At 73.7% G+C, this 24,729-nt stretch carries 24 protein-coding genes and 5 tRNA genes; 12 read left to right on the top strand and 17 right to left on the bottom strand.

Annotated features, from left to right (window positions below; all coding sequences use genetic code 11):
* Positions 1 to 101: 101 nt before the first annotated feature.
* The 10 genes from PV364_RS02440 to PV364_RS02395 are packed head-to-tail and all read left to right on the top strand — an operon-like array spanning position 102 to position 12,809.
* On the top strand, positions 102 to 935 hold the full coding sequence (locus PV364_RS02440; RefSeq protein WP_319657895.1) for a TIGR03084 family metal-binding protein: 834 nt from the start codon (positions 102 to 104) through the stop codon (positions 933 to 935).
* Positions 932 to 2,494 (top strand): acyl-CoA carboxylase subunit beta, encoded by a 1,563-nt coding sequence (locus PV364_RS02435; RefSeq protein ID WP_319657894.1) that lies wholly within the window; start codon positions 932 to 934, stop codon positions 2,492 to 2,494. The genes PV364_RS02440 and PV364_RS02435 overlap by 4 nt, the downstream gene beginning before the upstream one ends.
* Before the next feature lie 14 nt (positions 2,495 to 2,508).
* Complete coding sequence (locus PV364_RS02430; protein WP_319657893.1) at positions 2,509 to 4,401, top strand: acetyl/propionyl/methylcrotonyl-CoA carboxylase subunit alpha; 1,893 nt, start codon at positions 2,509 to 2,511, stop codon at positions 4,399 to 4,401.
* Positions 4,398 to 5,600: an acyl-CoA dehydrogenase family protein gene (locus tag PV364_RS02425; RefSeq protein WP_319657892.1), complete on the top strand. Its 1,203-nt coding sequence runs from the start codon at positions 4,398 to 4,400 to the stop codon at positions 5,598 to 5,600. Before PV364_RS02430 ends, PV364_RS02425 begins: the two co-directional genes overlap by 4 nt.
* Before the next feature lie 30 nt (positions 5,601 to 5,630).
* Positions 5,631 to 7,217, top strand: coding sequence for a 4-coumarate--CoA ligase family protein (locus PV364_RS02420; protein ID WP_319657891.1), 1,587 nt, complete (start codon positions 5,631 to 5,633; stop codon positions 7,215 to 7,217).
* Positions 7,214 to 7,963: an enoyl-CoA hydratase family protein gene (locus tag PV364_RS02415; protein ID WP_319657890.1), complete on the top strand. Its 750-nt coding sequence runs from the start codon at positions 7,214 to 7,216 to the stop codon at positions 7,961 to 7,963. The genes PV364_RS02420 and PV364_RS02415 overlap by 4 nt, the downstream gene beginning before the upstream one ends.
* Positions 7,951 to 8,565 (top strand): TetR/AcrR family transcriptional regulator, encoded by a 615-nt coding sequence (locus PV364_RS02410; RefSeq protein WP_319657889.1) that lies wholly within the window; start codon positions 7,951 to 7,953, stop codon positions 8,563 to 8,565. Before PV364_RS02415 ends, PV364_RS02410 begins: the two co-directional genes overlap by 13 nt.
* A 37-nt stretch (positions 8,566 to 8,602) precedes the next feature.
* Entirely contained in the window at positions 8,603 to 9,664 is a 1,062-nt protein-coding gene (locus PV364_RS02405; protein WP_319657888.1) for a hypothetical protein, read from the top strand.
* Positions 9,547 to 10,956, top strand: coding sequence for a DUF2201 family putative metallopeptidase (locus tag PV364_RS02400; RefSeq protein ID WP_319657887.1), 1,410 nt, complete (start codon positions 9,547 to 9,549; stop codon positions 10,954 to 10,956). The genes PV364_RS02405 and PV364_RS02400 overlap by 118 nt, the downstream gene beginning before the upstream one ends.
* Positions 10,953 to 12,809, top strand: a complete 1,857-nt coding sequence (locus PV364_RS02395; protein WP_319657886.1) for an ATP-binding protein — start codon at positions 10,953 to 10,955, stop codon at positions 12,807 to 12,809. The genes PV364_RS02400 and PV364_RS02395 overlap by 4 nt, the downstream gene beginning before the upstream one ends.
* A gap of 15 nt (positions 12,810 to 12,824) precedes the next feature.
* Here the strand turns inward: PV364_RS02395 and PV364_RS02390 are convergent, their stop codons facing one another.
* From PV364_RS02390 to PV364_RS02365, 6 genes are all read right to left on the bottom strand, one after another.
* Positions 12,825 to 14,003, bottom strand: a complete 1,179-nt coding sequence (locus PV364_RS02390) for a ribonuclease inhibitor (RefSeq protein ID WP_319657885.1) — start codon at positions 14,001 to 14,003, stop codon at positions 12,825 to 12,827.
* A gap of 1 nt (position 14,004) precedes the next feature.
* On the bottom strand, positions 14,005 to 15,387 hold the full coding sequence (locus PV364_RS02385; RefSeq protein ID WP_319657884.1) for an SDR family NAD(P)-dependent oxidoreductase: 1,383 nt from the start codon (positions 15,385 to 15,387) through the stop codon (positions 14,005 to 14,007).
* A 29-nt stretch (positions 15,388 to 15,416) separates the two neighbouring features.
* Positions 15,417 to 15,488 (bottom strand) — tRNA-Glu (locus PV364_RS02380).
* Positions 15,489 to 15,502: 14 nt separating this feature from the next.
* Positions 15,503 to 15,575 (bottom strand) — tRNA-Ser (locus PV364_RS02375).
* Between the two features lie 22 nt (positions 15,576 to 15,597).
* A tRNA-Val gene (locus PV364_RS02370) sits at positions 15,598 to 15,668 on the bottom strand.
* Between the two features lie 14 nt (positions 15,669 to 15,682).
* Positions 15,683 to 15,755, bottom strand: a tRNA-Trp gene (locus PV364_RS02365).
* Between the two features lie 88 nt (positions 15,756 to 15,843).
* Between PV364_RS02365 and PV364_RS02360 the strand changes: the two genes are divergently transcribed.
* Positions 15,844 to 16,221: an MmcQ/YjbR family DNA-binding protein gene (locus PV364_RS02360; RefSeq protein ID WP_319657883.1), complete on the top strand. Its 378-nt coding sequence runs from the start codon at positions 15,844 to 15,846 to the stop codon at positions 16,219 to 16,221.
* On the opposite strand, the gene PV364_RS02355 is transcribed toward PV364_RS02360, so the two are convergent.
* The 7 genes from PV364_RS02355 to PV364_RS02325 all read right to left on the bottom strand — a co-directional run bounded on the left by PV364_RS02355 (position 16,196) and on the right by PV364_RS02325 (position 21,260).
* A complete protein-coding gene (locus PV364_RS02355; RefSeq protein ID WP_319657882.1) occupies positions 16,196 to 16,840 on the bottom strand; it encodes a DUF4291 domain-containing protein in 645 nt (214 codons plus the stop codon). The two genes, PV364_RS02360 and PV364_RS02355, sit on opposite strands and share 26 nt — an antisense overlap.
* Before the next feature lie 197 nt (positions 16,841 to 17,037).
* A complete protein-coding gene (locus tag PV364_RS02350) occupies positions 17,038 to 17,223 on the bottom strand; it encodes a hypothetical protein (RefSeq protein WP_319657881.1) in 186 nt (61 codons plus the stop codon).
* Position 17,224: 1 nt separating this feature from the next.
* Positions 17,225 to 17,605, bottom strand: a complete 381-nt coding sequence (locus PV364_RS02345; RefSeq protein ID WP_319657880.1) for a metalloregulator ArsR/SmtB family transcription factor — start codon at positions 17,603 to 17,605, stop codon at positions 17,225 to 17,227.
* Positions 17,602 to 18,078, bottom strand: coding sequence for an SRPBCC family protein (locus PV364_RS02340; RefSeq protein WP_319657879.1), 477 nt, complete (start codon positions 18,076 to 18,078; stop codon positions 17,602 to 17,604). The genes PV364_RS02345 and PV364_RS02340 overlap by 4 nt, the downstream gene beginning before the upstream one ends.
* A 654-nt stretch (positions 18,079 to 18,732) precedes the next feature.
* Entirely contained in the window at positions 18,733 to 19,548 is an 816-nt protein-coding gene (locus tag PV364_RS02335) for a hypothetical protein (protein WP_319657878.1), read from the bottom strand.
* Positions 19,549 to 19,603: 55 nt separating this feature from the next.
* On the bottom strand, positions 19,604 to 20,125 hold the full coding sequence (locus PV364_RS02330) for a SigE family RNA polymerase sigma factor (protein ID WP_319657877.1): 522 nt from the start codon (positions 20,123 to 20,125) through the stop codon (positions 19,604 to 19,606).
* Positions 20,126 to 20,168: 43 nt separating this feature from the next.
* Positions 20,169 to 21,260: an MFS transporter gene (locus PV364_RS02325; protein WP_319657876.1), complete on the bottom strand. Its 1,092-nt coding sequence runs from the start codon at positions 21,258 to 21,260 to the stop codon at positions 20,169 to 20,171.
* A gap of 146 nt (positions 21,261 to 21,406) precedes the next feature.
* Between PV364_RS02325 and PV364_RS02320 the strand changes: the two genes are divergently transcribed.
* Positions 21,407 to 21,676, top strand: coding sequence for a DUF6343 family protein (locus tag PV364_RS02320; protein ID WP_319657875.1), 270 nt, complete (start codon positions 21,407 to 21,409; stop codon positions 21,674 to 21,676).
* Between the two features lie 79 nt (positions 21,677 to 21,755).
* On the opposite strand, the gene PV364_RS02315 is transcribed toward PV364_RS02320, so the two are convergent.
* The 4 genes from PV364_RS02315 to PV364_RS02300 form a co-directional block, all read right to left on the bottom strand.
* Positions 21,756 to 21,829 (bottom strand) — tRNA-Met (locus tag PV364_RS02315).
* Between the two features lie 71 nt (positions 21,830 to 21,900).
* The gene (locus PV364_RS02310) at positions 21,901 to 22,254 is read right to left on the bottom strand and encodes a VOC family protein (protein WP_319657874.1); all 354 of its coding nucleotides are present in this window, start codon (positions 22,252 to 22,254) and stop codon (positions 21,901 to 21,903) included.
* A 55-nt stretch (positions 22,255 to 22,309) separates the two neighbouring features.
* Positions 22,310 to 23,674 (bottom strand): FtsK/SpoIIIE domain-containing protein, encoded by a 1,365-nt coding sequence (locus tag PV364_RS02305; RefSeq protein ID WP_319657873.1) that lies wholly within the window; start codon positions 23,672 to 23,674, stop codon positions 22,310 to 22,312.
* 309 nt (positions 23,675 to 23,983) lie between these two features.
* On the bottom strand, positions 23,984 to 24,604 hold the full coding sequence (locus tag PV364_RS02300) for a hypothetical protein (RefSeq protein ID WP_319657872.1): 621 nt from the start codon (positions 24,602 to 24,604) through the stop codon (positions 23,984 to 23,986).
* Positions 24,605 to 24,729: the final 125 nt, after the last annotated feature.

Genomic DNA, 24,729 nt, shown 5'->3' with positions numbered 1-24,729 from the left:
CCCGGTCCGAAAATCATGCAAGCACGCTTGATTGTTTCCCCGGGCGGTGCCAGCCTGTGACGCGCACGGCACCGCTGACGCTGCGTCAACCAGGGGGACACGTGTCCGACCCCACGCCCGTACTGGACGATCTGCGGGACGAGAGCGAGGGTCTGGACGCCCTCGTGGCCCCGCTGGAGGCGCCCGCCTGGGCCTTGCCCACGCCCGCCCCCGGCTGGACGATCGCCCATCAGATCGCGCACCTGGCCTGGACGGACCGGCAGGCGCTGCTCGCCGCGACGGACCCGGCCGGCTTCCGGACCGAGGTCGAGAAGGCCGTGGCCGCGATCGCCACCTTCGTCGACGAGGGCGCGGAGCAGGGCGCGGCCCTGCCGCCCGCCGAGCTCCTGGAGCGCTGGCGCGCCGGCCGGAGCGCCCTCCAGGAGGCCCTGCGGGCACAGCCGGAAGGCGCGCGCCTGCCCTGGTTCGGGCCGCCCATGGGAGTCGCCTCGATGGGCTCGGCCCGGCTCATGGAGAGCTGGGCGCACGGCGAGGACGTGGCGGACGCCCTCGGGGTGCGGCGGGAGCCGACAGCGCGGCTGCGGCACGTCGCCCGGATTGCCGTACGGGCCCGGGACTACGCCTACGCCGTCAACGGGCTCACCCCGCCCGCCGAGGAGTTCCGGGTGGAGCTGACCGCCCCGGACGGCACCTTGTGGACGTACGGGCCGCAGGACGCCGCCCAGCGCGTGACGGGCCCCGCCCTCGACCTGTGCCTGCTGGCCACGCGGCGCCGGCACCGCGACGACCTGGCGCTGCGCGCAGAGGGTGCCGACGCCGGCCGCTGGCTGGACATCGCGCAGGCCTTCGCGGGGCCGCCCGGAGAGGGGCGCAAGCCGGGAGAGCAGGGATTGCCGGGAGAGCGGGACAAGCCGGGACAGGGGGCCACCGCATGAGCGGGGACAACCGCGCGGTCATGCTGGAGCGGCTCGCCGGGATCGAGGCCGAACACGACAAGGCGCTCGCCGGCGGCGGCCCGAAGTACGTGGAACGGCACCGCGGCCGGGGCAAGCTGACCGCCCGCGAGCGGGTGGAACTCCTGCTCGACCCGGACACGCCGTTCCTGGAGCTGTCACCGCTGGCGGCCTGGGGCAGCGACTACCCGGTCGGCGCCTCCCTGGTCACCGGCATCGGGGTCGTCGAGGGCACCGAGTGCGTGATCACGGCCAACGACCCGACCGTGCGCGGCGGCGCCAGCAATCCGTGGACGCTGAAGAAGGCGCTGCGGGCCAATGAGATCGCGCTCGCCAACCGCCTGCCGCTGGTCAACCTGGTGGAGTCGGGCGGCGCGGACCTGCCCAGCCAGAAGGAGATCTTCATCCCGGGCGGCGCGCTCTTCCGCGACCTGACCCGGCTGTCGGCGGCGGGCATCCCCACCGTGGCGGTCGTCTTCGGCAACTCGACCGCGGGCGGCGCCTATGTGCCCGGCATGTCCGACCACGTCGTCATGGTCAAGGAGCGCTCCAAGGTGTTCCTCGGCGGGCCGCCGCTGGTGAGGATGGCGACCGGCGAGGAGAGCGACGACGAGTCGCTGGGCGGCGCCGACATGCACGCCCGTGTCTCCGGCCTGGCCGACTACTTCGCCCAGGACGAGCCGGACGCGCTGCGCACCGCCCGCCGCGTGGTGGCCCGGCTGGGATGGCGCAAGCAAGGCCCCGCCCCGGCCGCCGTCTACGACCCGCCGCTCCACGACGAGGACGAACTGCTGGACATCGTCCCCGGCGACCTGAAGACCCCCTTCGACCCGCGCGAGGTCGTCGCCCGTGTCGTCGACGGCTCGCGGTTCGACGAGTTCAAGCCGCTGTACGGGACGAGCCTGGTCACCGGCTGGGCCCAGGTGCACGGCTATCCCGTCGGCATCCTCGCCAACGCACAAGGGGTGCTGTTCAGCGCTGAGTCGCAGAAGGCCGCGCAGTTCATCCAGCTGGCCAACCAGCGCGACATTCCGCTGCTGTTCCTGCACAACACGACCGGCTACATGGTGGGCCGCGAGTACGAGCAGGGCGGCATCATCAAGCACGGCGCCATGATGATCAACGCGGTGTCCAACTCCCGTGTCCCCCACATCTCGGTGCTGATGGGCGCCAGTTACGGCGCGGGGCACTACGGGATGTGCGGCCGCGCCTACGACCCGCGCTTCCTGTTCGCCTGGCCCAGCGCCAAGTCCGCCGTCATGGGCCCGCAGCAGCTCGCCGGCGTGCTGTCGATCGTGGCGCGGCAGTCGGCGGCGGCCAGGGGCCTGCCCTTCGACGAGGAGGCCGACGCGGGCCTGCGCGCCATGGTGGAGCAGCAGATCGAGTCCGAGTCCCTGCCGATGTTCCTGTCGGGGCGGCTGTACGACGACGGGGTGATCGACCCGCGCGACACGCGCACGGTGCTCGGCGTGTGCCTGTCGGCGATCCACAGCGCACCGGTCGAGGGCGCGCGCGGCGGCTTCGGCGTCTTCCGGATGTGAGGGGCAGCGTGACCGTGATCGCATCAGTGCTGGTGGCCAATCGCGGCGAGATCGCCCGCCGCGTCTTCCGCACCTGCCGCGACCTGGGCATCGCCACGGTCGCCGTGCACTCGGACGCGGACTCGGGGGCGGCGCACGTCCGGGAGGCCGACGCCGCGGTGCGCCTGCCGGGCGACGCCCCGGCCGACACCTATCTGCGCGGCGACCTGATCGTGAAGGCCGCCCTGGCGGCCGGCGCGGACGCCGTGCACCCCGGCTACGGATTCCTGTCGGAGAACGCCGAGTTCGCACGGGCCGTGATCGCCGCGGGCCTCACCTGGATCGGCCCGCCGCCGGAGGCCATCGAGGCGATGGGCTCGAAGACCCGCGCCAAGCGCCTGATGGCCGCGGCCGGTGTCCCGGTGCTGGAGGCCGGTCCCGACGACCTGCCGGTCCTGGTCAAGGCGGCCGCCGGGGGCGGCGGACGCGGCATGCGCGTGGTGCGCGAAGCGGCCGCCCTGGAGGAGGAGATGGCCGCCGCCCGGGCGGAGGCACTGTCCGCCTTCGGCGACGACGAGGTCTTTCTGGAGCCGTACGTCGAGGACGGCCGCCACATCGAGGTCCAGGTGCTGGCGGACGGGCACGGCACGGTGTGGACGCTGGGCGAGCGCGACTGCTCGGTGCAGCGCCGCCACCAGAAGGTGATCGAGGAGACCCCGGCCCCCGGTGTCGGCGACGACCTGCGCCGCACCCTGCACGAGGCCGCGCAGGCGGCGGCCCGGGCCATCGGCTACACCGGCGCGGGGACCGTGGAGTTCCTGGTGTCGGCGGACGGCCGCCCGTACTTCCTGGAGATGAACACCCGCCTCCAGGTGGAGCATCCGGTGACCGAGGCCGTCTTCGGCATCGACCTGGTCGCCCTGCAACTGGACGTCGCCGAGGGCGGCCGGCTGCCGGCCGCTCCCCCGCGGCCCTCCGGGCACGCCGTGGAGGCCCGCCTGTACGCGGAGGACCCGGCGCGCGACTGGCAGCCGCAGACGGGCGTCCTGCGCCGTTTCCGGCTGCCCGCGATGCCCGGTCTGCGCGTGGACGCGGGCTTCACCGACGGGGACCGGGTCGGCGTGCACTACGACGCGATGCTCGCCAAGGTGATCGTGCACGCCCCGACCCGCGAACGGGCCCTGCGGCAGCTCGCGGGCGCCCTGGAACGGGCCCGCGTGCACGGTCTGGTGACCAACCGCGACCTGCTGGTGCGCGTGCTGCGCGACCCGGACTTCGTGGCCGGGCGGCTGTCCACGGCCTTCCTCGGCCGGCTCGGGCCGGCCGCCCCCGGGGACCCCGGCACCGTACGGCTGGCCGCGCTGGCCGCCGCCCTGGCCGACGCCTCCGGGCGGCACGCCCTGGGCGGCTGGCGCAACGTGCCCTCGGCGCCGCAGCGCAAGACGTACCGCGCCGAGCCCGACGGGACGGAGCACGAGGTCCGCTACCGGCTCGGACGCGGCGGTCTGACCGCCGAGGGGCACCCGGACGTGCGGCTGCTGTCCGCGGCCGCGGGTGAGGTCGTGCTGGAGGTCTCCGGCATCCGCCGCACCTTCGAGGTCGCCGTGTACGGGGACGAGGTCGACGTCGACGGCCCGCTGGGCGCGCACCGTTTCACCGCGCTGCCGCGCTTCCCCGATCCGGTGGACAGGATCGCGCCCGGCTCCCTGCTGGCGCCGATGCCGGGCACCGTGGTCCGGATCGCGGACGTGGCCGTCGGCGACAAGGTGGAGGCCGGCCGGCCGCTGCTGTGGCTGGAGGCCATGAAGATGGAGCACCGTGTCGCCGCCCCGGCGGACGGCGTGCTCACCGCACTGCACGCCGAGGTCGGCCGCCAGGTCGACGTCGGGACCGTACTCGCCGTCGTTCAGGAGGAGGGCTCGGCATGAGCGGGATCGCCGCTGCGAACGGACCGACAGGCACCTTTGACAACGCCCTTGTGGAGAGCGAGGAACGGCGCGCCCTGCGCAAGGCCGTCTCCGACCTCGGCCGCCGCTATGGGCGCGGCTACTTCGCCGCGGCGGCCCGGGAGGGCAAGCACACCGACGAGCTGTGGCAGGAGGCGGGCGCCCTCGGCTACCTGGGCGTCAACCTGCCCGAGGAGTACGGCGGCGGGGGCGGGGGACTGGCCGAACTGGCCATCGTCCTGGAGGAACTGGGCGCGGCGGGCTGCCCGCTGCTGCTGCTCATCGTCTCCCCCGCGATCTGCGGCACGGTGATCGCGCGCTTCGGCACCGAGGAGCAGAAGCGGCAGTGGCTGCCGGGGCTGGCCGACGGGTCCGTCCGCATGGCCTTCGGCATCACGGAGCCGGACGCGGGCTCCAACTCGCACCGGCTGACCACCACCGCGCGCCGCGACGGATCGGACTGGCTGCTCACCGGCCGCAAGGTCTTCGTGTCCGGCGTGGACATCGCCGACGCCACGCTCGTCGTGGGCCGCACCGAGGACGCCCGTACGGGCCGGCTGAAGCCCTGCCTGTTCATCGTGCCGCGCGAGGCTCCGGGCTTCGAGTTCCGGCAGATCGAGATGGAACTGACCGCACCGGAGAAGCAGTTCCAGCTCTTCCTGGACGATGTGCGACTGCCGGCCGAGGCCCTGGTGGGCGACGAGGACGCGGGCCTGCTGCAGCTGTTCGCGGGGCTGAACCCCGAGCGGGTGATGACCGCGGCCTTCTCGATCGGCATGGGCCGCCACGCGTTGGAGAAGGCGGTCGGCTACGCCCGTACGCGGCAGGTGTGGCAGTCGCCCATCGGCGCGCATCAGGCCATCGCCCATCCTCTGGCGCAGGCGCACATCGAACTCGAACTGGCCCGCCTGATGATGCAGAAGGCCGCCTTCCTCTACGACAGCGGCGACGACGCGGGCGCCGGCGAGGCCGCCAACATGGCGAAGTACGCCGCGGCGGAGGCGGGCGCCAGGGCGGTGGACCAGGCCGTGCACACGCTGGGGGGCAACGGCCTCACCACCGGGTACGGTCTGGCCTCGATGCTCACGGCGTCGCGCGTGGGCCGCATCGCGCCGGTCAGCCGGGAGATGATCCTCAACTACGTCTCGCACCACACGCTGGGCCTGCCCAAGTCCTACTGAGCACGTCCCGATCGAGGAGGGGGAGCGGTCATGGCACAGCCGGCCGTGTTCCACAGCGAGTACCCCGCGGTTCCCGCCGTCGACCTGCCGATCCACGAGGCCGTGCTCGGCCGGGCCGCCGAGTTCGGCGAACGGCCCGCGCTGATCGACGGCGTGGACGGCACGACCCTCACCTACACGCAGCTCGACGCCTTCACGCGGCGTATCGCCGCCGCCCTGGCGGAGGCCGGGCTGCGCAAGGGAGACGTCCTGGCGCTGCACAGCCCCAATACCGTGGCCTATCCCCCGGTGTTCTACGGGGCCACGCGTGCCGGGGCGGCCGTCACCACGGTGCATCCGCTGGCCACCGCGGAGGAGTTCGCGCGGCAGCTGCGCGACAGCGGGGCCTCCTGGATCGTCACCGTCTCGCCGCTGCTGGAGACCGCCCGCAAGGCGGCGGAACAGGCGGGCGGGGTCCGGGAGGTCTTCGTCTGCGACACCGCCGACGGGCACCGCTCCGTCCTGGACTTCCTCGCCTCCACCGCGCCCGAGCCGCAGATCGCCCTCGACCCGGCCGCGGACCTGGCCGCGCTGCCGTACTCCTCGGGCACCACCGGCATCCCCAAGGGCGTGATGCTGACCCACCGCAACATCGCGACCAACCTCGCCCAGCTCGACCCGATGCTGTCCACCGAGCCAGGGCACCGCATCCTGGCCGTGCTGCCGTTCTTCCACATCTACGGCCTGACCGCGCTCATGAACCTCCCCCTGCGCAAGGGCGCCACCGTGGTGGTGCTGCCGCGCTTCGACCTGGAGCAGTTCCTCACCGCCATCGAGACGCACAAGGTGCAGGGCCTGTACGTGGCCCCGCCCATTGTGCTGGCGCTCGCCAAGCACCCGGCCGTGGCCGGACACGACCTCAGCTCCCTCGAGTACGTGATGTGCTCGGCCGCTCCCCTGGACGCGGATCTGGCGCGGGCCTGCTCGGAGCGGCTCGGCCTGCCGCCCCTCCTGCAGGCGTACGGGATGACGGAACTGTCGCCGGGCACCCATGTGGTGCCGCTGGACGCGCGGGACGCACCCGCGGGGACGGTCGGCAAGCTCGTCCCCAGTACCGAGATGCGCATCGTGCCGCTGGACGGCGAGACCGGCGCCGGCGCGGACGGCACCGGGGAGATCCACATCCGCGGTCCGCAGGTCATGAAGGGCTACCTGGGACGGCCCGACGAGACGGCCGCCATCGTCGACGAGGACGGCTGGCTGCACACCGGTGACGTCGGACGGGTCGACGAGGGCGGCTGGCTGCACGTGGTCGACCGGGTCAAGGAGCTGATCAAGTACAAGGGCTACCAGGTGCCGCCCGCCGAGCTGGAGGCGGTGCTCCTCACCGATCCGCGGGTCGCCGACGCGGCCGTCATCGGCGTCCTGGACGAGGACGGCAACGAGATCCCCAAGGCGTACGTCGTCCCGCAGCGGGGCGGCTCCCTGACCGAGGACGACGTCATGGCGCACGTGGCGGCGCAGGTCGCCCCGTACAAGAAGGTGCGGCGGGTGGAGTTCACCGACGCGATACCGCGTGCCGCGAGCGGAAAGATCCTGCGGCGTGAACTCCGCGCCCGCGAAAGGGGCGGCAGTTGACGGCCGACGAGAACGCGCCCGTGGTGCGCTCCGCGTCCGAGCGGGGGATCACCACGCTCACCCTGGACTCCCCCGCCAACCGCAACGCGCTGTCCGCGCGCATGGTGGACGAGCTGTCCGACGCACTCGCGCGGGCGGGAAAGGACCCGGCGACCCGTGCGGTGCTGCTGACGCACACCGGCGGCACCTTCTGCGCCGGGGCGGACCTGAAGGAGGCGACATCCCCGCGGGGCCCGGGCCGGCTGGTCGCCCTGTTGCGGTCGATCGTGGAGCTGCCCAAGCCGGTGGTGGCCACGGTGAACGGTCACGTGCGCGCGGGCGGGCTCGGGCTGCTGGCGGCCTGCGACATCTCGGTCGCGGGGCCCGGGGCGAGCTTCGCCTTCACCGAGGCGCGGCTCGGCCTCGCCCCCGCCGTGATCTCGCTGACGGTGCTGCCGCGGCTCGACGGGAGGGCCGCGGCCCGCTACTACCTCACCGGGGAGGTCTTCGACGCCTCGGAGGCCGTCCGCACCGGCCTGGTCACCGCTCCCGAGGAGGCGCTGGACGGCATCCTCGCGGGCCTGCGCGCCGGTTCGCCCCAGGGGCTCGCCGAGTCCAAGGCACTGACCACGGCGGGGGTGCTGCGGGCCTTCGACCAGGACGCGGACGCGCTGACGGAACGGTCGGCGCGGCTGTTCGGCTCGCCGGAGGCCGCGGAGGGGATGCGGGCCTTCCTCGAACGGCGGGCGGCGCCATGGGCGTTGTGAGCGCCCGCGAGCCCAAGCAGGACCGCAGCCGGGCCACCCGGCAGCGACTGCTGGAGGCGGCCGTCGCCTGCCTGGCCGACCGCGGCTGGGCGGGCAGCACGGTCGCCGTCGTCGCCGAGCACGCGGGGGTCTCACGCGGCGCGGCACAGCACCACTTCCCCACCCGGGAGGACCTGTTCACCGGGGCGATCGAGTTCGTCTCGGAGCAGTGGCTGGTCGCGCTGCGCGAGCGGACCCTCGGCCTGCCGGACGCGGGCGTGCCCCGCACCCGCGGTGTCGTCGAGCTGGTCGTCGACCTGTACACCGGCCCGATCTTCCGCGCCGCGCTGCACCTGTGGATCGCGGCGGCCAACGAGGAGCAGTTGCGGCCCCGCGTCACCGCCCTGGAGGCCCGCATCGGCCGCGAGGCACACCGCCTGGCGGTGGAGATGCTGGGCGCCGACGAGTCCGTGCCCGGGGTGCGCGAGACCGTCCAGGCCACCTTGGACATGGCGCGCGGGCTGGGGCTGGCCAATCTGCTCAGCGACGACAGCGCCCGGCGCGCGGGCATCGTCCGTCAATGGTCGGCGGTCCTCGACGGGGCTCTGCGCGGCGGTTTTTGACTCGCCCGCTGTCGGTGGCCGGTGGGAAGATCGCGGCATGGCGAACGAGGTGGAGCAGGCCGGCGGACTGGGCTTCCTGCTGGCCCTGGTGGACCCCGGGCCGGCCGCCCGGGTGCGCCGCAGGACCGGTATGCCGCAGGAGAACACCGCGGCGGTCACGAAGCCGCCGCGCGGCCCGGCATGGGACCTGGGCCTGCGTGACCTGCCCTCGTCGGTGGTGTGGTGGATGCTGCAGCAGGACGATCCGCGGATCAATGAGCTGGTGTACGGCCACTGCGCCATCGACGACCGCGTACGGCACGACATCCTGAACGGCGTCCCGCACGGGCCGGGCCGCAGCCGGAGGGTCCCGGTCGCCAAGGGTCTGTCGCGGTACCCCCCGCCGGAGATACCCCGGGCCGCCGGTCCCGCGGAACTGACCGCGGCACTGCGCGAGGTGGCGTCCATGGCGCAGGGACGTGCCGCCGCCCTGATGGTGCGGCGCGAGGACTGGGGTGTGGTGGCCGGGGCCGACCGCGAGCGGCCGCTCCCCGGCTACGCCCGCTGGGCGCTGTCCGTCCGGCCGGACTGCCCGCCTGAGGTGCGGACGCAGTTCGGCACGCACCGCAAGTTCACGCACCGGCTCAGCACCGCGGGAGTCGTGGACGGCCCGGCGGTGTACGCGACGACGACGCGGCCGGCCAGGCAGGCCCTGTCCGTGCTCGCGATGGGGCGCTGGGCGTTCCCGGACCGCCTCACCGAGGCCGCCGCGGCGCTGGGTCCGCTCGTGCGCGCGGAGTTGGGCGGCAACACCGAGGCCTGGGCGGTCCTCACGCAGTTGCTGCCGACGTTCACCGGGACGCTGCCCGAGCTGGTGACGACGGCGCGGGCGATCGCGGGCGACGGCGGCGAGGAAGTCGATGGCCCGTTGTCGGTGGGCTCTGGTACCACTGATCCACCGGGGCATCAGGGGGATGCGGAGGTCGTGTACGGGGGGCCGTCATGGGATACGGGGCAGACACTGGGGGACGACGGCTCACCGTGGGGCTCGGCGACCGGCGGGCGCTTGAGCGCTGGCGTCCGGCGGATCCGGGCGTCGTGGCAGAGGCCCGGCGGCTGAAAGAGGCCGCGCTGCTGGACTTCGGTCTGACGCAGTCCGCCGTCGCGTCCTGGCTGTACGCCAAGTGCCGGCACCAGATCCCGACGACGGCGGTGGACACCGCGGCGGTGGTCCCTTCCGGGGACGGCACGATCCTGCTGCTGTTCAACCCGGAGTTCTTCGTCGGTCTCGGCCTGGAGGGCGTCAAGTTCGTCCTCTTCCACGAGTCGCGGCACGTGGTGCACCGGCATCTGTTCACCGAGCCCGAGCTGCGCGAGGACCCGGTCTTCACGCTGGCCGCCGAGGTGGCGATCAACCACGTGGCGATGGTCCGGCTGGAGCGTGACGCCCTGCCGCTGCTGGACGGCGAGCCCACCGGTGTCGACCCGCGCACGGTCCACCGCGACTACGCCAACGACCTGCGGGAGCAGGGGCTGGCGCCGCTGTCCTACGAGGACTTCACCGCGACCGACATGAGCGTCTACACCGAGCTCAAGCGAATGACGCGCCCGCCGGTGCCGGCGAGCGCGGTGCGGTGCGTGCACGTGGACGGTGGCGGGGTGCCGGCGGACCAGGAGACGGTGGACCGGCTGGTGTCCTCGGCACTGCTCAACTCCCTGCTGGCGGCGCGCCGGGGCCACGCCGGCGCCGAGCGGGAGCTGCTCGACCTCATGGACCGCACCCAGGACGCCTCCGAGCGCGCCTCGCGGATGTGGGGGCAGTTGGGGGCCGGCGCGCTGCGCGGCGAGACCGTGCGGACCCGGCAGGTGGACTGGTGGCAGCGGTGGCTGGTCGACGTGGTCGCCTCGAAGCTGCGCGAGGGCGAGCGGCTGGTGTACCCGAAGAAGCGCGGCGCCCTGCTGGCCGCGCTCGGCCACGACCCGATGCTGTCGCGGCGCGGCCCGGTGCGCGACAAGGTGCTCGTCGTGGCCTATGACACCTCGGGCTCCATGCCGTCCTCCGTCGTCGACTGGCTGACCGAACTCGTCGGCCGGATCGACGGCGTGGAGGCGCACTGGCTGTCCTTCGACGGCGTCGTGATGCCCTTCGCCCCGGGCGAGCGGGTCTACGGCGGCGGGGGCACGAGCTTCCAGGTCGTCGCCGACTACGTAGAGGGGCGTTCCGAGGTCCGCGGCCGCCGCTTCGAGGAGCGCCCGGACGCCGTGATCGTGCTGACCGACGGCTGGGCCCCGCACATCACGCCGGCCGAACCCGACAAGTGGATATGGCTGATCACCCAGGGCGGTGACGACTGGCCGGACAGCCACACCCCGCCCATGGCCTGCCACCGCGTCACGACAGGAGCGAGATGACCACCACCGCGGCGACCCCCACGGCCGGCCCCCGGCCCTGGCGGGCCAGCGCCACGTACCCGGAGCCGCCCGAGGGCTGGACCGGCCGGTCCCGGCTCGAGTCCTTCATCGATGCGATGATCGACATGCGGCAGACCGGGCAGGTCTTCGGTGAGCACGGCATCGGAAAGACCTCGACGTTCTTCTCGCACATCGCCGAGGCCCACCCGGACACCGAGCTGGTCTTCGTGCCCGCCGCCAACCTCACCCCGGACGACCTGCTGGCGAACGCCCCCGTCCGCGACCCGGAGACCGGTGCCCTGGTGCTGCGTCAGCTGGTGATGAGCCAGCTGAAGCCGGGGCGGCCGTTCGTGCTGCTCATCGACGACTCCCTGCAGGCGGGCGAGACCATCCAGTCGCAGCTGATGCAGATCGCCTGCAACTGGACCCTCGGCGAGTACGACCTGCGTGAGCTCGGCTGCATCGGGGTGTTCCTCAGCGACAACGAGTCACTGGCGGAGACGGCGGGCCGGCGCGGCGACCTGGCCCTGCTGGACCGCATGGTCACCGTCCGCGTCACCGCCAACGACACGGCCTGGCGGTTGAGACTGGCCGCGAAGTACCGGGACCGGGACCTGTCCGGGGTCTTCGGGGTGTGGGCGTCGCTCGGCCCGGCCGTCCGCGAGCTGCTGTCGCCCCGCACCCTCGACCACATCCTGGCCAACGCCCGCGAAGGCTTCCCCCTGCGGTGGGGACTGCCGCTGCTCAACGGCGAGCGGCTGCGGCTGGCCGAGCCGCGGAGCGACGGCGCACCCGGTCCGGACCGTACGGCCGAGATCCTGGACCGGATCGCCAAGGCGCTGGGCGTGCCCAACCCGGCGACGGTCCCGGACCCGGTGCGCTCCGTGGTGCGTGCGGCGCTTCGCAATCGGTGGACGGTGCTGCTGCAGGGTCCGCCCGGCTGCGGCAAGACCGAGCTGGTGCGGGCGACGCTGCGCGAGGGGCTGGGCCGCGACCCGTTGTACTTCTCGCTGCCGGTCACCAATGTCGAGGACCTCTGCGCCCCCGTGCCCGGCCCCGACGGCTCGCTGGAGAACCTGCTGGCGGCGGTCTTCACCGGTGCCGAGCCGAAGGCCGTCGTCTGGGACGAGTACAACCGGCCCAAGGACAAGGCCGCCTTCGCCAAACTCATGGAGATCACGCAGGAGTGGTCGCTGGCGGGGCGCCCGATCGAGAACCTGCGGGCCCAGATCGCCGTGCAGAACCCGCCCTACCACCTGGGCCGCAAGCTGCTGGTCTCACGGAACAACATCGCCCAGGCCACCCGTTTCACCGCGTCCCTGACGGTCGAGCCCGGCGACATCCCGGCCAACGAGTGGCTGATCGCCCGCTACGGCGCGGTCGCGGAGACCGTGCTGGAGTGGTGGAAGCACGACATCGACGAGGACGGGCGCGCGTGGATCACCAAGCGCACCATCGAGCGGCTGATCAAGCTCCACCAGCGTGGCCTGCCGCTGGAGATGGCGACCGTCTACCTCGGCGACGGGGAGTACGCCCCGGTGCCCCTCACCGCCCTGATGGACCGGCTGGCCCGGCGGTCGGTGACCGGGCTGCGTGAACTGGCGGCGGACGTCGTGGGGTGGGAGGCCCGGCTGCGCGGTGCCCGCGAGGAGTCCGACGAGGGCAACAACGACAGCGACATCGTCCACCAGGTCATCTCCAACGCCGAGTTGTCGCAGCTCAGGCGGTACCGCAAGGTGGTGACCCGGCTGGTCGCCCTGCTGCCGCCGAAGTTGCGCTCGACGTATCTCGTCGGCGCTTCGGAGGAGGCGCAGCGCTTCTGGATCGAGACCTTCGCGCGCATACCGCGCTGACGGGGCGGCGCCCGGTCAGCGGGGCGTGCGGTGGACGCTGCGGACGGCGGCCACGGCGTCGGGGACGGTGGGGTACGGCAGGTGCGCGCTGAGCGCGTCGAGACGCCGCCGGACGCTGGTCGCGACGCCCTTGCCCAGCACGAAGCGGGTCGGCGCGGTCGCGCCGGGCGCCGTGTCGAGGAGGCGGTGCGCCTCGCGGCTGCGCATACCGGTGTGCGACAGCACCAGGTGACCCAGCCGGTGCGGGGCGGCGGCCAGGGCAGCGGCCATGGCCTCGGCCGCATCGGTGTCGACCCGGTTGTCCGTGGCGCCGAGGACGGCGGCGGCACGCACCCGGCCGAGGTCGAGCAGTTCGACGCCGGCCGCGGCCGCGGCGGCGACCAGTGCCGCACAGGCCCGTGGGCCGATGCCGTTGCTCGCCACGGAGAGCCGGGTGAGGCTGCCGTACGGGGCCCGGCGCAGCGCCTCGGCGAGGATCAGCCCGCCCTCGTCGCCCAGGCGGGCGGCGGAGACGTAGAGCTCGCCGACCGCGCCCTCGGTGACCAGCGCGGCGAGCACGGCCGCCCCTGCCGCCCCCAGCGCGTTGCCGCCGGCGAAGAGCCGCTCGACGCCGCGCCCCTCACGGGCCGCGATCAGCAACGCGTCCACCAGGACGGCCAGTCCGGCCACGTCCAGCCCGGTCTGCACCAGGTCCAGGGTGCGCAGCGAGCGCGCCGCCTCCACCAGTCCGGCGGCGGCCTCGCCGCCGCCCGGTCCGAGTGGATTGCGCTTGAGCCACACTCCCGTGACGGCCTGCGGCGAGGCCCGCAGACTGTCGGCGATCGTGCAGGCGCCGCCGGCGGTGATGCCGTTGCAGCCGAGGTAGAGCGTCTCCACACCGGTGCCCGCGGTCCGTTCGGCGACGGTGGCGGCGCCCGCGTCGCCGAGTCCGTCGGTGCCGAGCAGCAGATGGCGTACGGTGCCGGTGGCCGGGGCCTGCCGCAGCGCCTCTGCGACGGCCGCGGCGCCCTCGGCGCCGAGCGCCTGCTTGCACAGGTCGAGGCGGCCGTCGGGCAGGGCGGTGCCGGCGGGGAAGTCCGTGCGCCGTACGACGCCTTCGCCGCCGCGCAGCCACTCCAGGAGCGGTTCCAGGTCGGTGCGCGGGCGCGGCACGACCTCCGGGACGCTCGCGAAGGGCCGCTGCTCGTCCGTCATGTCACCACTCGGCTTCCCGGTAGTCCTTGAGGAACACACCGGACACCGGGTGCCCCGCCTCGCCGCGCACGATCGGGTCGTACACGCGCGCCGCGCCGTCCACGATGTCCAGCGGGGTCCGGAAGCCGGCGCCGGCGAGCCGGTGCTTCTTCGGGTGCGGGTTCTCGTCGGTGATCCACCCGGTGTCGACGCTGCACATGTGGACGCCGTGACCGGCCAGGGCGGGCCCGCTCGTGCGGGTGAGCATGTTGAGGGCGGCTTTCGCCATGTTGGTGTGCGGGTGGCCGGCCGTCTTGTTGCGCACCGCGAAGCGGCCCTCGACGGCCGTGACGTTGACGATGTAGCGGCGCGGCCGCGGCGAGGCGAGCAGCAGGGGAAGCAGCCGGTCGCAGAGCAGCGCGGGAGCCAGGGAGTTGACGAGCTGGGTCTCCAGGACCTCGGCCGGGTCGAGCCCGCCGAGCTCCGCCGACCAGGAGTTCCGGGGTGCCGTGTCCGGCAGCAGCCCGGCCTCGTCGGTCTCGGCCAGGACCAGTTCCGCCACCGGGCCGCTCGCGGCGGGCAGGGCGGGGGCCGCCCCGAATCCGGGCGCGGTCAGCATCGCCCTGGGCCGCGGGCCGGCCGGCAGCGGCAGCCGCTCCCCCGCCGTGAGTGCGGCGTACGCCGCGGGCGGCCTGCGCACCGTCTGCGCCGCGTTGTTGACGAGGATGTCCAGCGGCTCGCCCGTCTCCCGCAGCCGCTCGCACAGACCGACGACCTGGCGCGGGTCGCGCAGGTCGACGGCGACGACGGTCAGGCGGTGCAGCCAGTCCTCGCTGCCGGGCGCGGCACGGAACCTGCGGGCGGTGTCCCGGGGGAAGCGGCTGGTGACCAGGAGTTCGGCGCCGTCGCGCAGCATCATCAGGGCGAGCTGGAAGCCGATCTTGACCCGTCCGCCGGTGAGCAGCGCCCGGCGGCCGCTCAGATCCGCGCGGGCACCCCGGTGGGCGGTGTTGTCGGCCGCGCAGTCCGGACAGAGCAAGTGGTAGAAGGCGTCGACCTGTCGGTAGTGCGTCTTGCACACGTAGCAGCGGCGCGGCCGGGAGAACTCCCCCGCGGGGTCGCCGGCAGCGCCCTCACCGGCCGGGTCCAGGGGAGCGTCCTCACGCCGCGCCAAGGCGCCGGTCGCGGTGGCCGCGACGACCTCGGCATCGGCCGCGCTGCGCTCCTCGCGCCGGGTCTTGCGGCGGCGCAGCCGCCCGTCCCGCGCGAACGACGCGGCGACCTGCTCGGCGCGCAGCCGCACCGGGTCGTCGACCGGCAACGCGCGCAGCTTGCCGACCACCGCGTCGAATACGGCGAGTTCGGCCTCGCCGATGACGCCCGTCTCCCCGCCGGTCTCCCCCACTGCCCCTGCCCGCTCGTACCACCGTGACGTGGGTCCGGCCGGATTCGAACCGACGTACCCGCCTTGAGAGGGCGGCGCGCCTGCCTCTGCGCTACGGACCCGAGTACCCGCACTGCCCGGACGGCCGGATTCGAACCGGCGTCCTTGGTCTGAGCAAGACCGTGCGCCTGCCTCTGCGCTACGTCCGGGCATTGCCGGTGATCCTATCGGGGGTCCGGCCGGATTCGAACCGGCGTACCCGCCGTGCGCGGGTGGCCCGCCCGCGTGTGCGCCACGGACCCGAGCACCCGCACTGCCCGGACGGCCGGATTCGAACCGGCGTGATCCCTTTTTGGAGAAGGGGGCGCCTGCCTCTGCGCTACGTCCGGGCATTGCCGGTGATCCTATCGGCGCCCCACCCCGTCCCTGCGCCTACGATCGGGCTGACGCCGCCCGACCGCCCCCGAGGAGGCCCCCGTGCCCGTCCCCCGCGATCCGTTCGACGTCCGGGAGAAGGTCCGCGCGTTCGCCCTGGCCCTGCCCGGGGCCGGGGAGGAGTTCCCCTGGGGCGAGAGCGTCGTGAAGGCAGACAAGAAGGTGTTCGTCTTCCTGGGTGTCGGCGACGGCAGCCACCCGCCCCGCATCGGCGTGAAGCTCAAGCACCCCGAAGTCCACGAGCACGCGCTGACCGTGCCCGGCGCCGAACCCAGCGGGTACGGTCTCGGCAGGGCGGGCTGGGTCTCCGTCCCGCTCGCCGAGGGCACCCCGGCCGCGGACGTGCTGTGCGAGTGGGTGGAGGAGAGCTACCGCGTCATCGCGCCCAAGCGGCTCATCGCGGAGCTGGACGCCCGCTGAGTTCCGTCGTCGCGCCGATCACCGCGGCGGTCGCCGCGCCGAGCGGGTACGGCGATTCGGCCGGCAGCAGGGCGGTCGCGCCGGCCGCGTCGCCCGAGCGCACCAGGTCGCGGACGGCGTGCGCCAAGCCGGTGACGTCGCGGACGGCGCGGAGCCAGTGGTCGGCGTAGTCCTTGGTCGCCCGCCCGGTGAGGCCCAGTTGGAGGGACCGGTACGGCAGCGGGCGAAGGCCGAGGTCGCGTTCGGGATCCCATTGGACGCGCACCGAGGTGGCCCGCAGACGCTCGGCCCAGGCCTCGCGGTCGGGGTATGCCCTGCGGTCGTAGTGGGACAGGCAGGCCCCTCGCAGCGCGGACTCGAACCCCTCGCGGCTGATGTCGAGGGCGAGCACACGTTCCTGGCCCTCTTTGCCGCCCCATCCGCTGCGGTACATCATCCACAGGAACGACGGCTTGATCCACGTCATGCGCGACCGGCTCCAGCTCGCGGGGAAGCGGCCGTGCCGTGCGGCGTGGTCACCGATCTCCGGACGGTACGCCTGGTACACCGTCACGGTGTCGGTGGTGTGCGCGGCTCTGATCTGGCGGTGCGGGGTCGTGGTCGTCGGGGTGCTGTTCATGATGCGGGCATCGTGCCCGCGTGGCTCCGGCGGACGCCATCGGTTTTTCGCGCAACCGCCGCTCCGCCTCGGCTCGGTGGCCGGCACCCGTTCGGCCGCGGCAGCGCGTCGGCGCCGTTCGTGCTCGACCGGGACGACTGCGCGGGCACCGTCGTCGGCCCGTCGAGTTCACGCCGAGGTGCGCGCGGGCCCGCGCGTCAGGACGGTCGGGACCCTCCTCCCCGTGGCCTACCCGCCACGGACAGCCCGGCGATGCCGATGTCCTGGCCGAAGAACCAGAAGGTGGAGCCCACGCCCGGCGCGAGCAGAGCCACGTTCACGACGACGAGCAGCGAGCCCACGCGCCGGTTGATCCGGCCGTCGCCGATGCGGCCGGAGAACATGTCAGGCGGTCTCTCCTGGTTCACGGCGCACAGGCTGCACCGGGGGCGCGGCGCCGGTTTCCTCGGCGAGGCGTTTGATCGCGTCCAGCCGGGCGTCCCACTGTGCGGCGACGCGGTCCATCCACCGCGCCGCCGCGATCAGCCGCTCCGGCCGTACGGCGTAGCGCATTTCGCGTCCCGCGCGCCGTCCGGCGACCAGTCCCGCCTGGTCCAGGACGGCCAGGTGCTTCACGATCGCCTGGCGCGTGACGGGGAGTTCGGCGGCGAGCACGGTGGCGGTCGCGTCACCGTGCCCGGCGATGGCGTCCAGGATGCGGCGTCGCATCGGATCGGCCAGCGCGGCGAAGACGTCCTCCTCGCCACCCGCCTGACGGTCTGTCATACGGGCAGCTTCTCCGTGTACGCGGCGAATCCGGCCAGGACCTGCGGCCACCCCTCCGAGTGGCTCTCGTACCCGGCCTGCGGGACGCGCTCCTCGGGGATGTCGAGGGTCGCGAAGCCGCTCTCGACCACCCGCAGCAGCGTCCCCTCGCCCTCGGGGGTGAGGGTGAACTCGACCAGGGTGGAGTTGCCCTCCGCCGCCTCCACACCCGGGAAGGCGCTGGCCCAGCGGTAGGCGAAGTAGCGCGGCGGCTCGACGCTCACGATCCGCGTGGGATACACGCCCGCGCCGTGGTCCAGGCGCATGATGCCGCCCGGGCGCAGCTCCATGGACCTGGGCTCGCCGCTGCCGCCCACGTCCCGGCCGAACCAGCGGCCGATGTGCTCGGGGCGGGTCAGCACCTCCCACACCCGCTCGACGGGCGCTCCGATGCTGATCTCGCGTTCGATCCGGTCCTGGGTCCCGGTGCTCATGGCCTTACCTCCATCGACGACAACTTTACGTGCAACCTCATGGTTGCACGACATCCGCCCGGCCCGCAACCTAGTGGTTGCACATCCGGCCACCCGAGGTCACGGGGTCCCGGCCGCCCCGTCGGAAGACCCCGTGGCGAAGCGCCGCCTCGCCTCCGCCGGGGCGGGCCACGCCGGGCCGAAGTGCGCCCGCCGGTCGGCGCGGCCGAAGATGACGGAACCGATGGGGCACGGGGGGCCGCCCGTGGCACGCGCGGCCTCGAAGGCGGCGCGGTGCGCAGCACCGCCGGCGGGTACGGGACCGGGTCGTCCGGGACACGCGGCAGCAGCCGGTGCGGCCGCTCACGCAGCAGGGGTGGAGCCGCACCGGGACCGAGGCCGGACGGCGTCGGCGCGCCGAGGAACAGTGCGGGAGTTCAGGGCGGTCCGCTCCGCACGGCAGGGCCTCGCCCGAAACCGCGACGCCCCCGACGACCATGGCGGTCCACTGCACGGTACCGGCGCCGCCCCTCTCCGCCTTCGCCCGCCGAACGATCCTTCTCGTCCCGCCGTAATGGACCACGGCTCCCGCGAGGAGGGCGTCCCGCACGCCCTTCGGGCACCAGTGCTCGACGTTCACCCCGCCGATGCGGCCCACGTCCGGTGCGGCAGCGGTCAGGAGGCCGGTGCGGTGTCGGCGTCGCTCTCGGGGAAGGCCTCGAAGACCTTGTCCCAGCTGGAGGAGCGCACGATGGCGCCGAGCTGCGCAGGGGTCAGGGGCGGCTCCGGCCGCGTCTGCGGTACGCCCTTCTCACCCGCCGCGTTCCATTCGCTCGCGCCGATCCGGCCGCCCTCCGGCGTGGTCAGCACGGCGCGCCAGTTCTTGGGCCCCGTGCGGGCGTCCTGGTACTCCCAGCCCTGCACGACCGTCAGCACCGACCCGTCGGGCAGCTGCGTGCGGGCGCACTTGGTGCCCTTCTTCATGAAGGCGGGATCCGGGCACTGGTTGTCCTGCCGCTGGTCGTCCGGGTCCCGGCTCAGGTCGACGGACACGGTGGCGGCGCCCTCGCCGTCGTCGAAGACGAACTCCGCATACGGAACGGGGTTCCCGCTGCCGATGGTCTGCGTGCCCCTTGCCCGTCCGCCGGTCACGCTTCCCTTGGGCAGCAGGGCCTTGAACAGGGTGAGCATCTCCTGGTCGGAGATCTGCGGGCGGCCGGCCGGGGTGGCCGGCGGCACTTTCGCCGGTTCTTTCGCCGGCGCCGTCACGGCCGGGACCGCCTGCCGGGCCGTACCGGCCGGTACGACCAGCACCGCGGCGACGCAGGCCGCGGTGACGGCGACGAAGGCACCCGTCACGGCGGCCGCGCGCCGGCGGCGGCGGAGGGCCCGGCCGCGCGCGAGTCCGGCGGCCGCGAGGGAGGCGGTGTCGGTGCTGAGCGCGTCAGCCGTGCGGCGCAGCGCGGCGCCGAGGTCGTCTTCGAAAGGCATGGGAGTACCACCGTCCGTGGAAGCGCGGGAAGCCGTGAACCGGAGCATGCGGGGGTCAGCGGGGGGACACCAGGTCCACGAGGCTGTCGCCGAGCAGCTCGCGGAGCCGGGAGAGCGCGCGGAACGACCGCGTGCGCACGGTGCCGGGGGTGAGCCGCAGGGCGTCCGCGGTCTCCTCGATGCTCCGGTCCTCCCAGTAGCGCAGCACCAGCACCGCGCGGTCCTTGGGGGAAAGCCGGGCCAGGGCGTCGAGGAGGGTCAGCCGCAGCAGCGTCGTGTCGCCGTCCGAGGAGGTCCCCGACGGGATGTCGGGGAGCTCCCCGACGGGCGACTCGCCGCTGCTGCGCCGCCGCTGATGGGTGAGGAAGGTACGGACGAGCACGGTCTGGGCGTAACCGGCCGGGTTGCCGATGCGGCTGATGCGCCGCCAGGTGAGGTACATCTTGCCGAGGGTCTCCTGGACGAGGTCCTCGGCGAGATGCGTGTCGCCCCCGGTGAGCAGGCAGGCCGAACGGAAGAGGTGCGCCGCTCTGGTCGCGGCGAACTCCAGGTAGTCCTCCGTGCGTTCCTCGTGCATCTGCCGCCCTCTGCTCGTGATCGTCTTCCGGCGCGCCTTCACCTCACTGACGCCGTGGACGCCGGGAAATGTTGCACCGCCACAGCAGCAGGGCCCCGGCCAGGAACGGCAGCCCCGCCACGGCGAACAGCGGCGCGGGACCGGCCCAGCCGGAGCCGAGCGCCCAGAGGCCGAACAGCAGCAGCGCGGCGGCCTCCGAACCCAGCCCCGCCAAGGAGGTCACGGTGGCCCGGGTGCGGTCCCCGAGCAGTTCCTGCAGGCGGGCGTCGGCGGCGGAGCCCGCCCAGTCGAAGACCCCGAACGCCACCGCGACGGCCAGCAGACCGGCCGGGTGACCGCTCGCCGTTCCCGCGCCCGCGGCAAGGCACAGCCCGGCCGCCGCCGGGGCCGCCGGGGCCCAGCGCATGCCGCGTCCGGCGAGCCAGCCGCCGGCGGTGGCACCCGCGGTGACCAGGAGCACAAGCACCGGTACGAGGGGCGCGCTGACGCCGGTGGCCCGCGCCAGCAGCGGCACGTACTCGTCCAGCGCGGCCGCGCCCGCCAGCAGCGAGACCACCGCGAGCATCCGCGCCACCCCCGGCTCGTGCCGGGCCTCGGTCAGCGCGTCGCGCAGCAGGGCGCCGTAGCCCGGTTCGTCCTCCGCGGCTCCCCGGCGCCGCTCGGGCAGACGGAGTGCGGCGAGCGCGGTGAGCACCGTCACGGCGATGCTGGCCAGCCCCACCGCCCGGTAGCCGCCCGCCCCCAGCAGCGGTCCGGCCGCGGCGGTCGCCGCCAGCGCGGCCGTGGTGCCCAGGGCCTGGGAGCGGCCGATGAGACGTGCGTACGCATCGGACGCGCCTGCCCCGGTCAGCCCCTCGTGGACCAGTGCCTGCAGTGCCCCTGACCGCAGCGCGCTACCGGCGCCCCACAGCACGAATCCGGCCGCGAAGGAGGCGTAGCCGGGCAGGAAGGTCCACAGGGCGAAGCCCGCTCCGGTCAACAACGGCGCGACACACAGCAGGGCACGCCGCGAGAAGCGGTCGGCCCACACCCCGGACGGCACTTCCAGCGCGAACGCCGTGAACGACCAGAGGGCGAAGAGCGAGGAGATCCCGGCCTCGGACAGCCCGGAGTCGGCGAAGAGCACCGCGTACACCGGGTAGAGCGGGATGAGGTCCTCGAGGAACGCGTAGGCGTACAGCCTGCGCGCGAGGAAGGACTCCGGGGACTTCCGTGCGGATCAATGTCGCCATGTCATGACACGAGCGTAGCGGGGTACGTCTCCCGTGAGGAGTGGTTTCCATGCACCTGGGACGTACCGGAAGCGAACCCCTGCAGGCCCGCAGCGCGCTGCGGCTGAGACTGGGGCTGGCCGCCTTCGGCCTGGTCTGGGCGATCGCCGGCACGGTGATCTTCTCGGTCCTCGGGCAGATGGGCTGGGCGATCTTCTTCGGCGTGCTGGCGCTGGCCGCCGCGACCGACCTGGTGGTGGTCGTCCGCCACATCCGGCAGGGCCCGCACTACCAGCCGGGGCCCGACGTACCGCCGTACCACCCCGTGCGCAGGCGGTGACGCCGCGCGCACCTCGCGAGAGACGGAGATCGGGAATGGCGGAAGGCCCGGTGCTTGCGCACCGGGCCTTCCGTTTCCGTAGCGGGGACAGGATTTGAACCTGCGACCTCTGGGTTATGAGCCCAGCGAGCTACCGAGCTGCTCCACCCCGCGTCGATGAACACCACCCTACGGGGTGCCGGCCCCAGGACCAAATCCATTTCCCGCGGCGCGGCCGGGCGCGGTCAGGCGGGCTCCCAGAGCTCGATCCGGTTGCCCTCGGGGTCGGTGACCCAGCCGAACCGGCCGACCCCCTCCATGTCCTCGGTCTCCTGGGCCACGTCCGCTCCCTTGGCGCGCAACTGCGCGAGCATCGCCTCCAGGTCGCGGACCCGGAAGTTGAGCATGGTCTGCTGGGCGGGGGACCCGAAGTAGTCGGTCCCGGACTCGAAGGTCGCGAACACCGTCCCCCCGGCTTCCTGGCTCCACAGGCCGTGCTCGTCGGTGTCCAGGCCCAGGCAGTCGCGGTACCACGCGCTCAGCGCCTCCGGGTCGGTGGCCCGCAGGAAGTATCCGCCGATTCCCAGCACACGTTCCATGCCGTCATCCTGCCAGGACCGCAAAGGGGACGGCCCGGCACCACACCATCGGCCGCTACTGCGGACCCGGGCGGGGCCGGGGCAGGGTCGGGAGATCGGGCGGGTCCTGCGCGTCCGGGGCGTAGGGCCGGAAGGGGTCCAGGGCCGGGATGTCGGGGACCAGGTGCGCGTGCGCACGGCAGACCGCGGCGGTCTCGGCGATCGACACCAGCGGGGTACGGATGTGGGACCAGCCGCCGGAGGCGTCGCCGGCCACCGCCACGCCGGCCCGGTCCGGGGCGATCGACGTCGCGGCCGCCATGGCCTCGGGCGCGAAGTCGGCCAGGCCGATCTCGGCGGTCTGCCTGCTGACCCGGTGCACCACCCGGCCGGTGAGCTGGGCGCGGAGCAGGCCGGCGCCCTTGCCGAGCTCGGGCCCGAAGCGCTGCCCGCAGATCTCCAGGTAGATGCCGACCGGACGCGCCCTCTGGGCCAGCCGGATCAGGTTCGCGACCATGCGGTCGCGGGTCTCCTCGTCGATCGTCGTGGCGTTGGGGAACAGTTCGGCGACGTCGTCGACCAGCACCACGACCGGGAAGGGCCGCAGGTACGCGGGAAGCCCCCAGATGTCCGACGCGACCTCCTCCTCGGGCTCGTCGAGCGCCGCGCCCTGCTGGTTCTTGAGCAGGTCGAAGCGGTCCTCCATCTCCGCCACCAGCGCGTCCAGCAGCTTGGCCGCCTGCTCGCGGTCGGTGGCCAGGGCCGACAGGCGGCACGCGTACGGGGCCTGTTCCACCCCGCGCTTGCAGTCGATGCCGACCAGGGCCACCGGGAGCCTGGCCAGGTTCATGATCAGGTTGCGCTGGTACATCGTCTTGCCCGACTGGTTCGCGCCCAGGGTCAGCGTGTGCGGGATCCGCCGGTAGTCGCGTACGAAGGTCGTCCCGTCCTCGCGCAGCGCGACCGGGACCACCATCGGGCCGGACGGGAGACGGCGCGGCATGCGCACCTCGCGCAGCACGTCGTAGCCGGTCATCCGCAGTTCCACCACGCCGGGCTTGACGGGGACCACGCTGAGCGCGTGCACGCCCCAGGCGTGCCGCAGCCGGCTGGAGGCGGCCGCCACGTCGGCCGGTTCCAGTCCCGGTGGGAGCCGCAGCCGTACCCGCATGCCGATGAGGGAACCGCTGACCCCGCGGATCTTCGGCGGGACCGGCTGGGCCTGCCGGCGGCCCGTGACCCACACCGCGAACGCCCGCAGCCGGGACGGGGGCAGCGCCAGCCCGCAGGCGGTCATCGTGGAGTCGTAGGTGGCCAGGAACCGGCCCCACGTCAGCGGCAGGCCGACCAGCAGCCAGAAGGCCACCGGGTACCGGCGCCGGGTCCAGTCCAGGCCACCGGCCAGTGTCAGCACCAGGCCCAGGAGCACGACGACCCTCATGGTGATCAGCCCCTGCCATTCGACGCGGCGGCCCGAACCGGTGCGTGACCGCCACGGCGCAGATCGGGATCTCGTGCCGGGTAGGGCCGTTGAACGCATGGTCGCAGCTCCGGGGCCGTGGGCCCGGGAACCGACACAGGTGGGCGCCGGACGCAGCCCGGATCGGTGACGCGGCTACTGCGGATGGCCGCTGACGGCTGCCGGGCCGACGGGCACCGGGGCGAGGCCCCGTGGGCGCGCCGACGGCGGGGCTCCCCCCGGGGCCCCGCCGCCGCGTACCGTGTGCCGTCGTGCCGCTCCCCGGCCGGGTCAGCCGTAGAGCTTGGCGACGGCCCTCTTGGTGGTCTTCTTGAAGGCCGTGACCGGGGCCTGCTTGAGCGTGCCGATCTGGCTCCACTTCACGACGGTCACGGTCCGGCCGTCGCGCCCGATGCCGTACAGCGCGACGCCGTGCTCGGAGTCGGGGTGCGCGGTGTGCACACCGTAGACGTGCGCGCCGTTCTCGACGCCGATCGAGCCGTAGTCCTTCCAGTCGGCCTCGCCCGTCGGGTTCTGGCGCTCGAACCGGGTGGCGCAGCCGCGGACGGACGCGCGGAGCCGGGTGGCCAGGTCGCGGGCGGCCCGGGTGTTCTTCGCCTTGAAGGTGAGCTGGACGGCGCCGGTGTCGAACTCGGTGCCGAACTCCCGGTACGCGGCGCCGCGGGACGGCAGGACGCGCTCCAGGCAGAAGACCGGGTAGTCGGGCAGGCCCTGGGTGACCCGGTTGGCGAACCAGGGGGAAGAGGGGTGCGGCGGCAGTTCCTTGGCCGCCAGGAACTTCGGTGCGGGCGCGGGCGCGGCGGCCTCCGCCCCGGCCCCGAGGCCGAGCAGGGCGGTGGTGGCGACTGCGGCCGTCACGACGGCGCGGCGGGTCAGTGTGCGCTGGTACAAGGTGCGTCCCCGTTGTCTGTGATGGTGGTCTCCGGTCGGGTGCCGCCGGCGCCGGAGCGACGGCGGTTGACGTGCACCAGCCTGTGCGGAACGGTCGCGACCGGGCAACGGATACCGCGTCATCC

Origin of the sequence: Streptomyces sp. MI02-7b (assembly GCF_033793585.1) — a bacterium.
GTDB lineage: Bacteria > Actinomycetota > Actinomycetes > Streptomycetales > Streptomycetaceae > Actinacidiphila.
The sequence above is the reverse complement of the archived record's forward strand: the minus strand, read 5'-3'. Positions and strand labels throughout refer to the sequence as shown.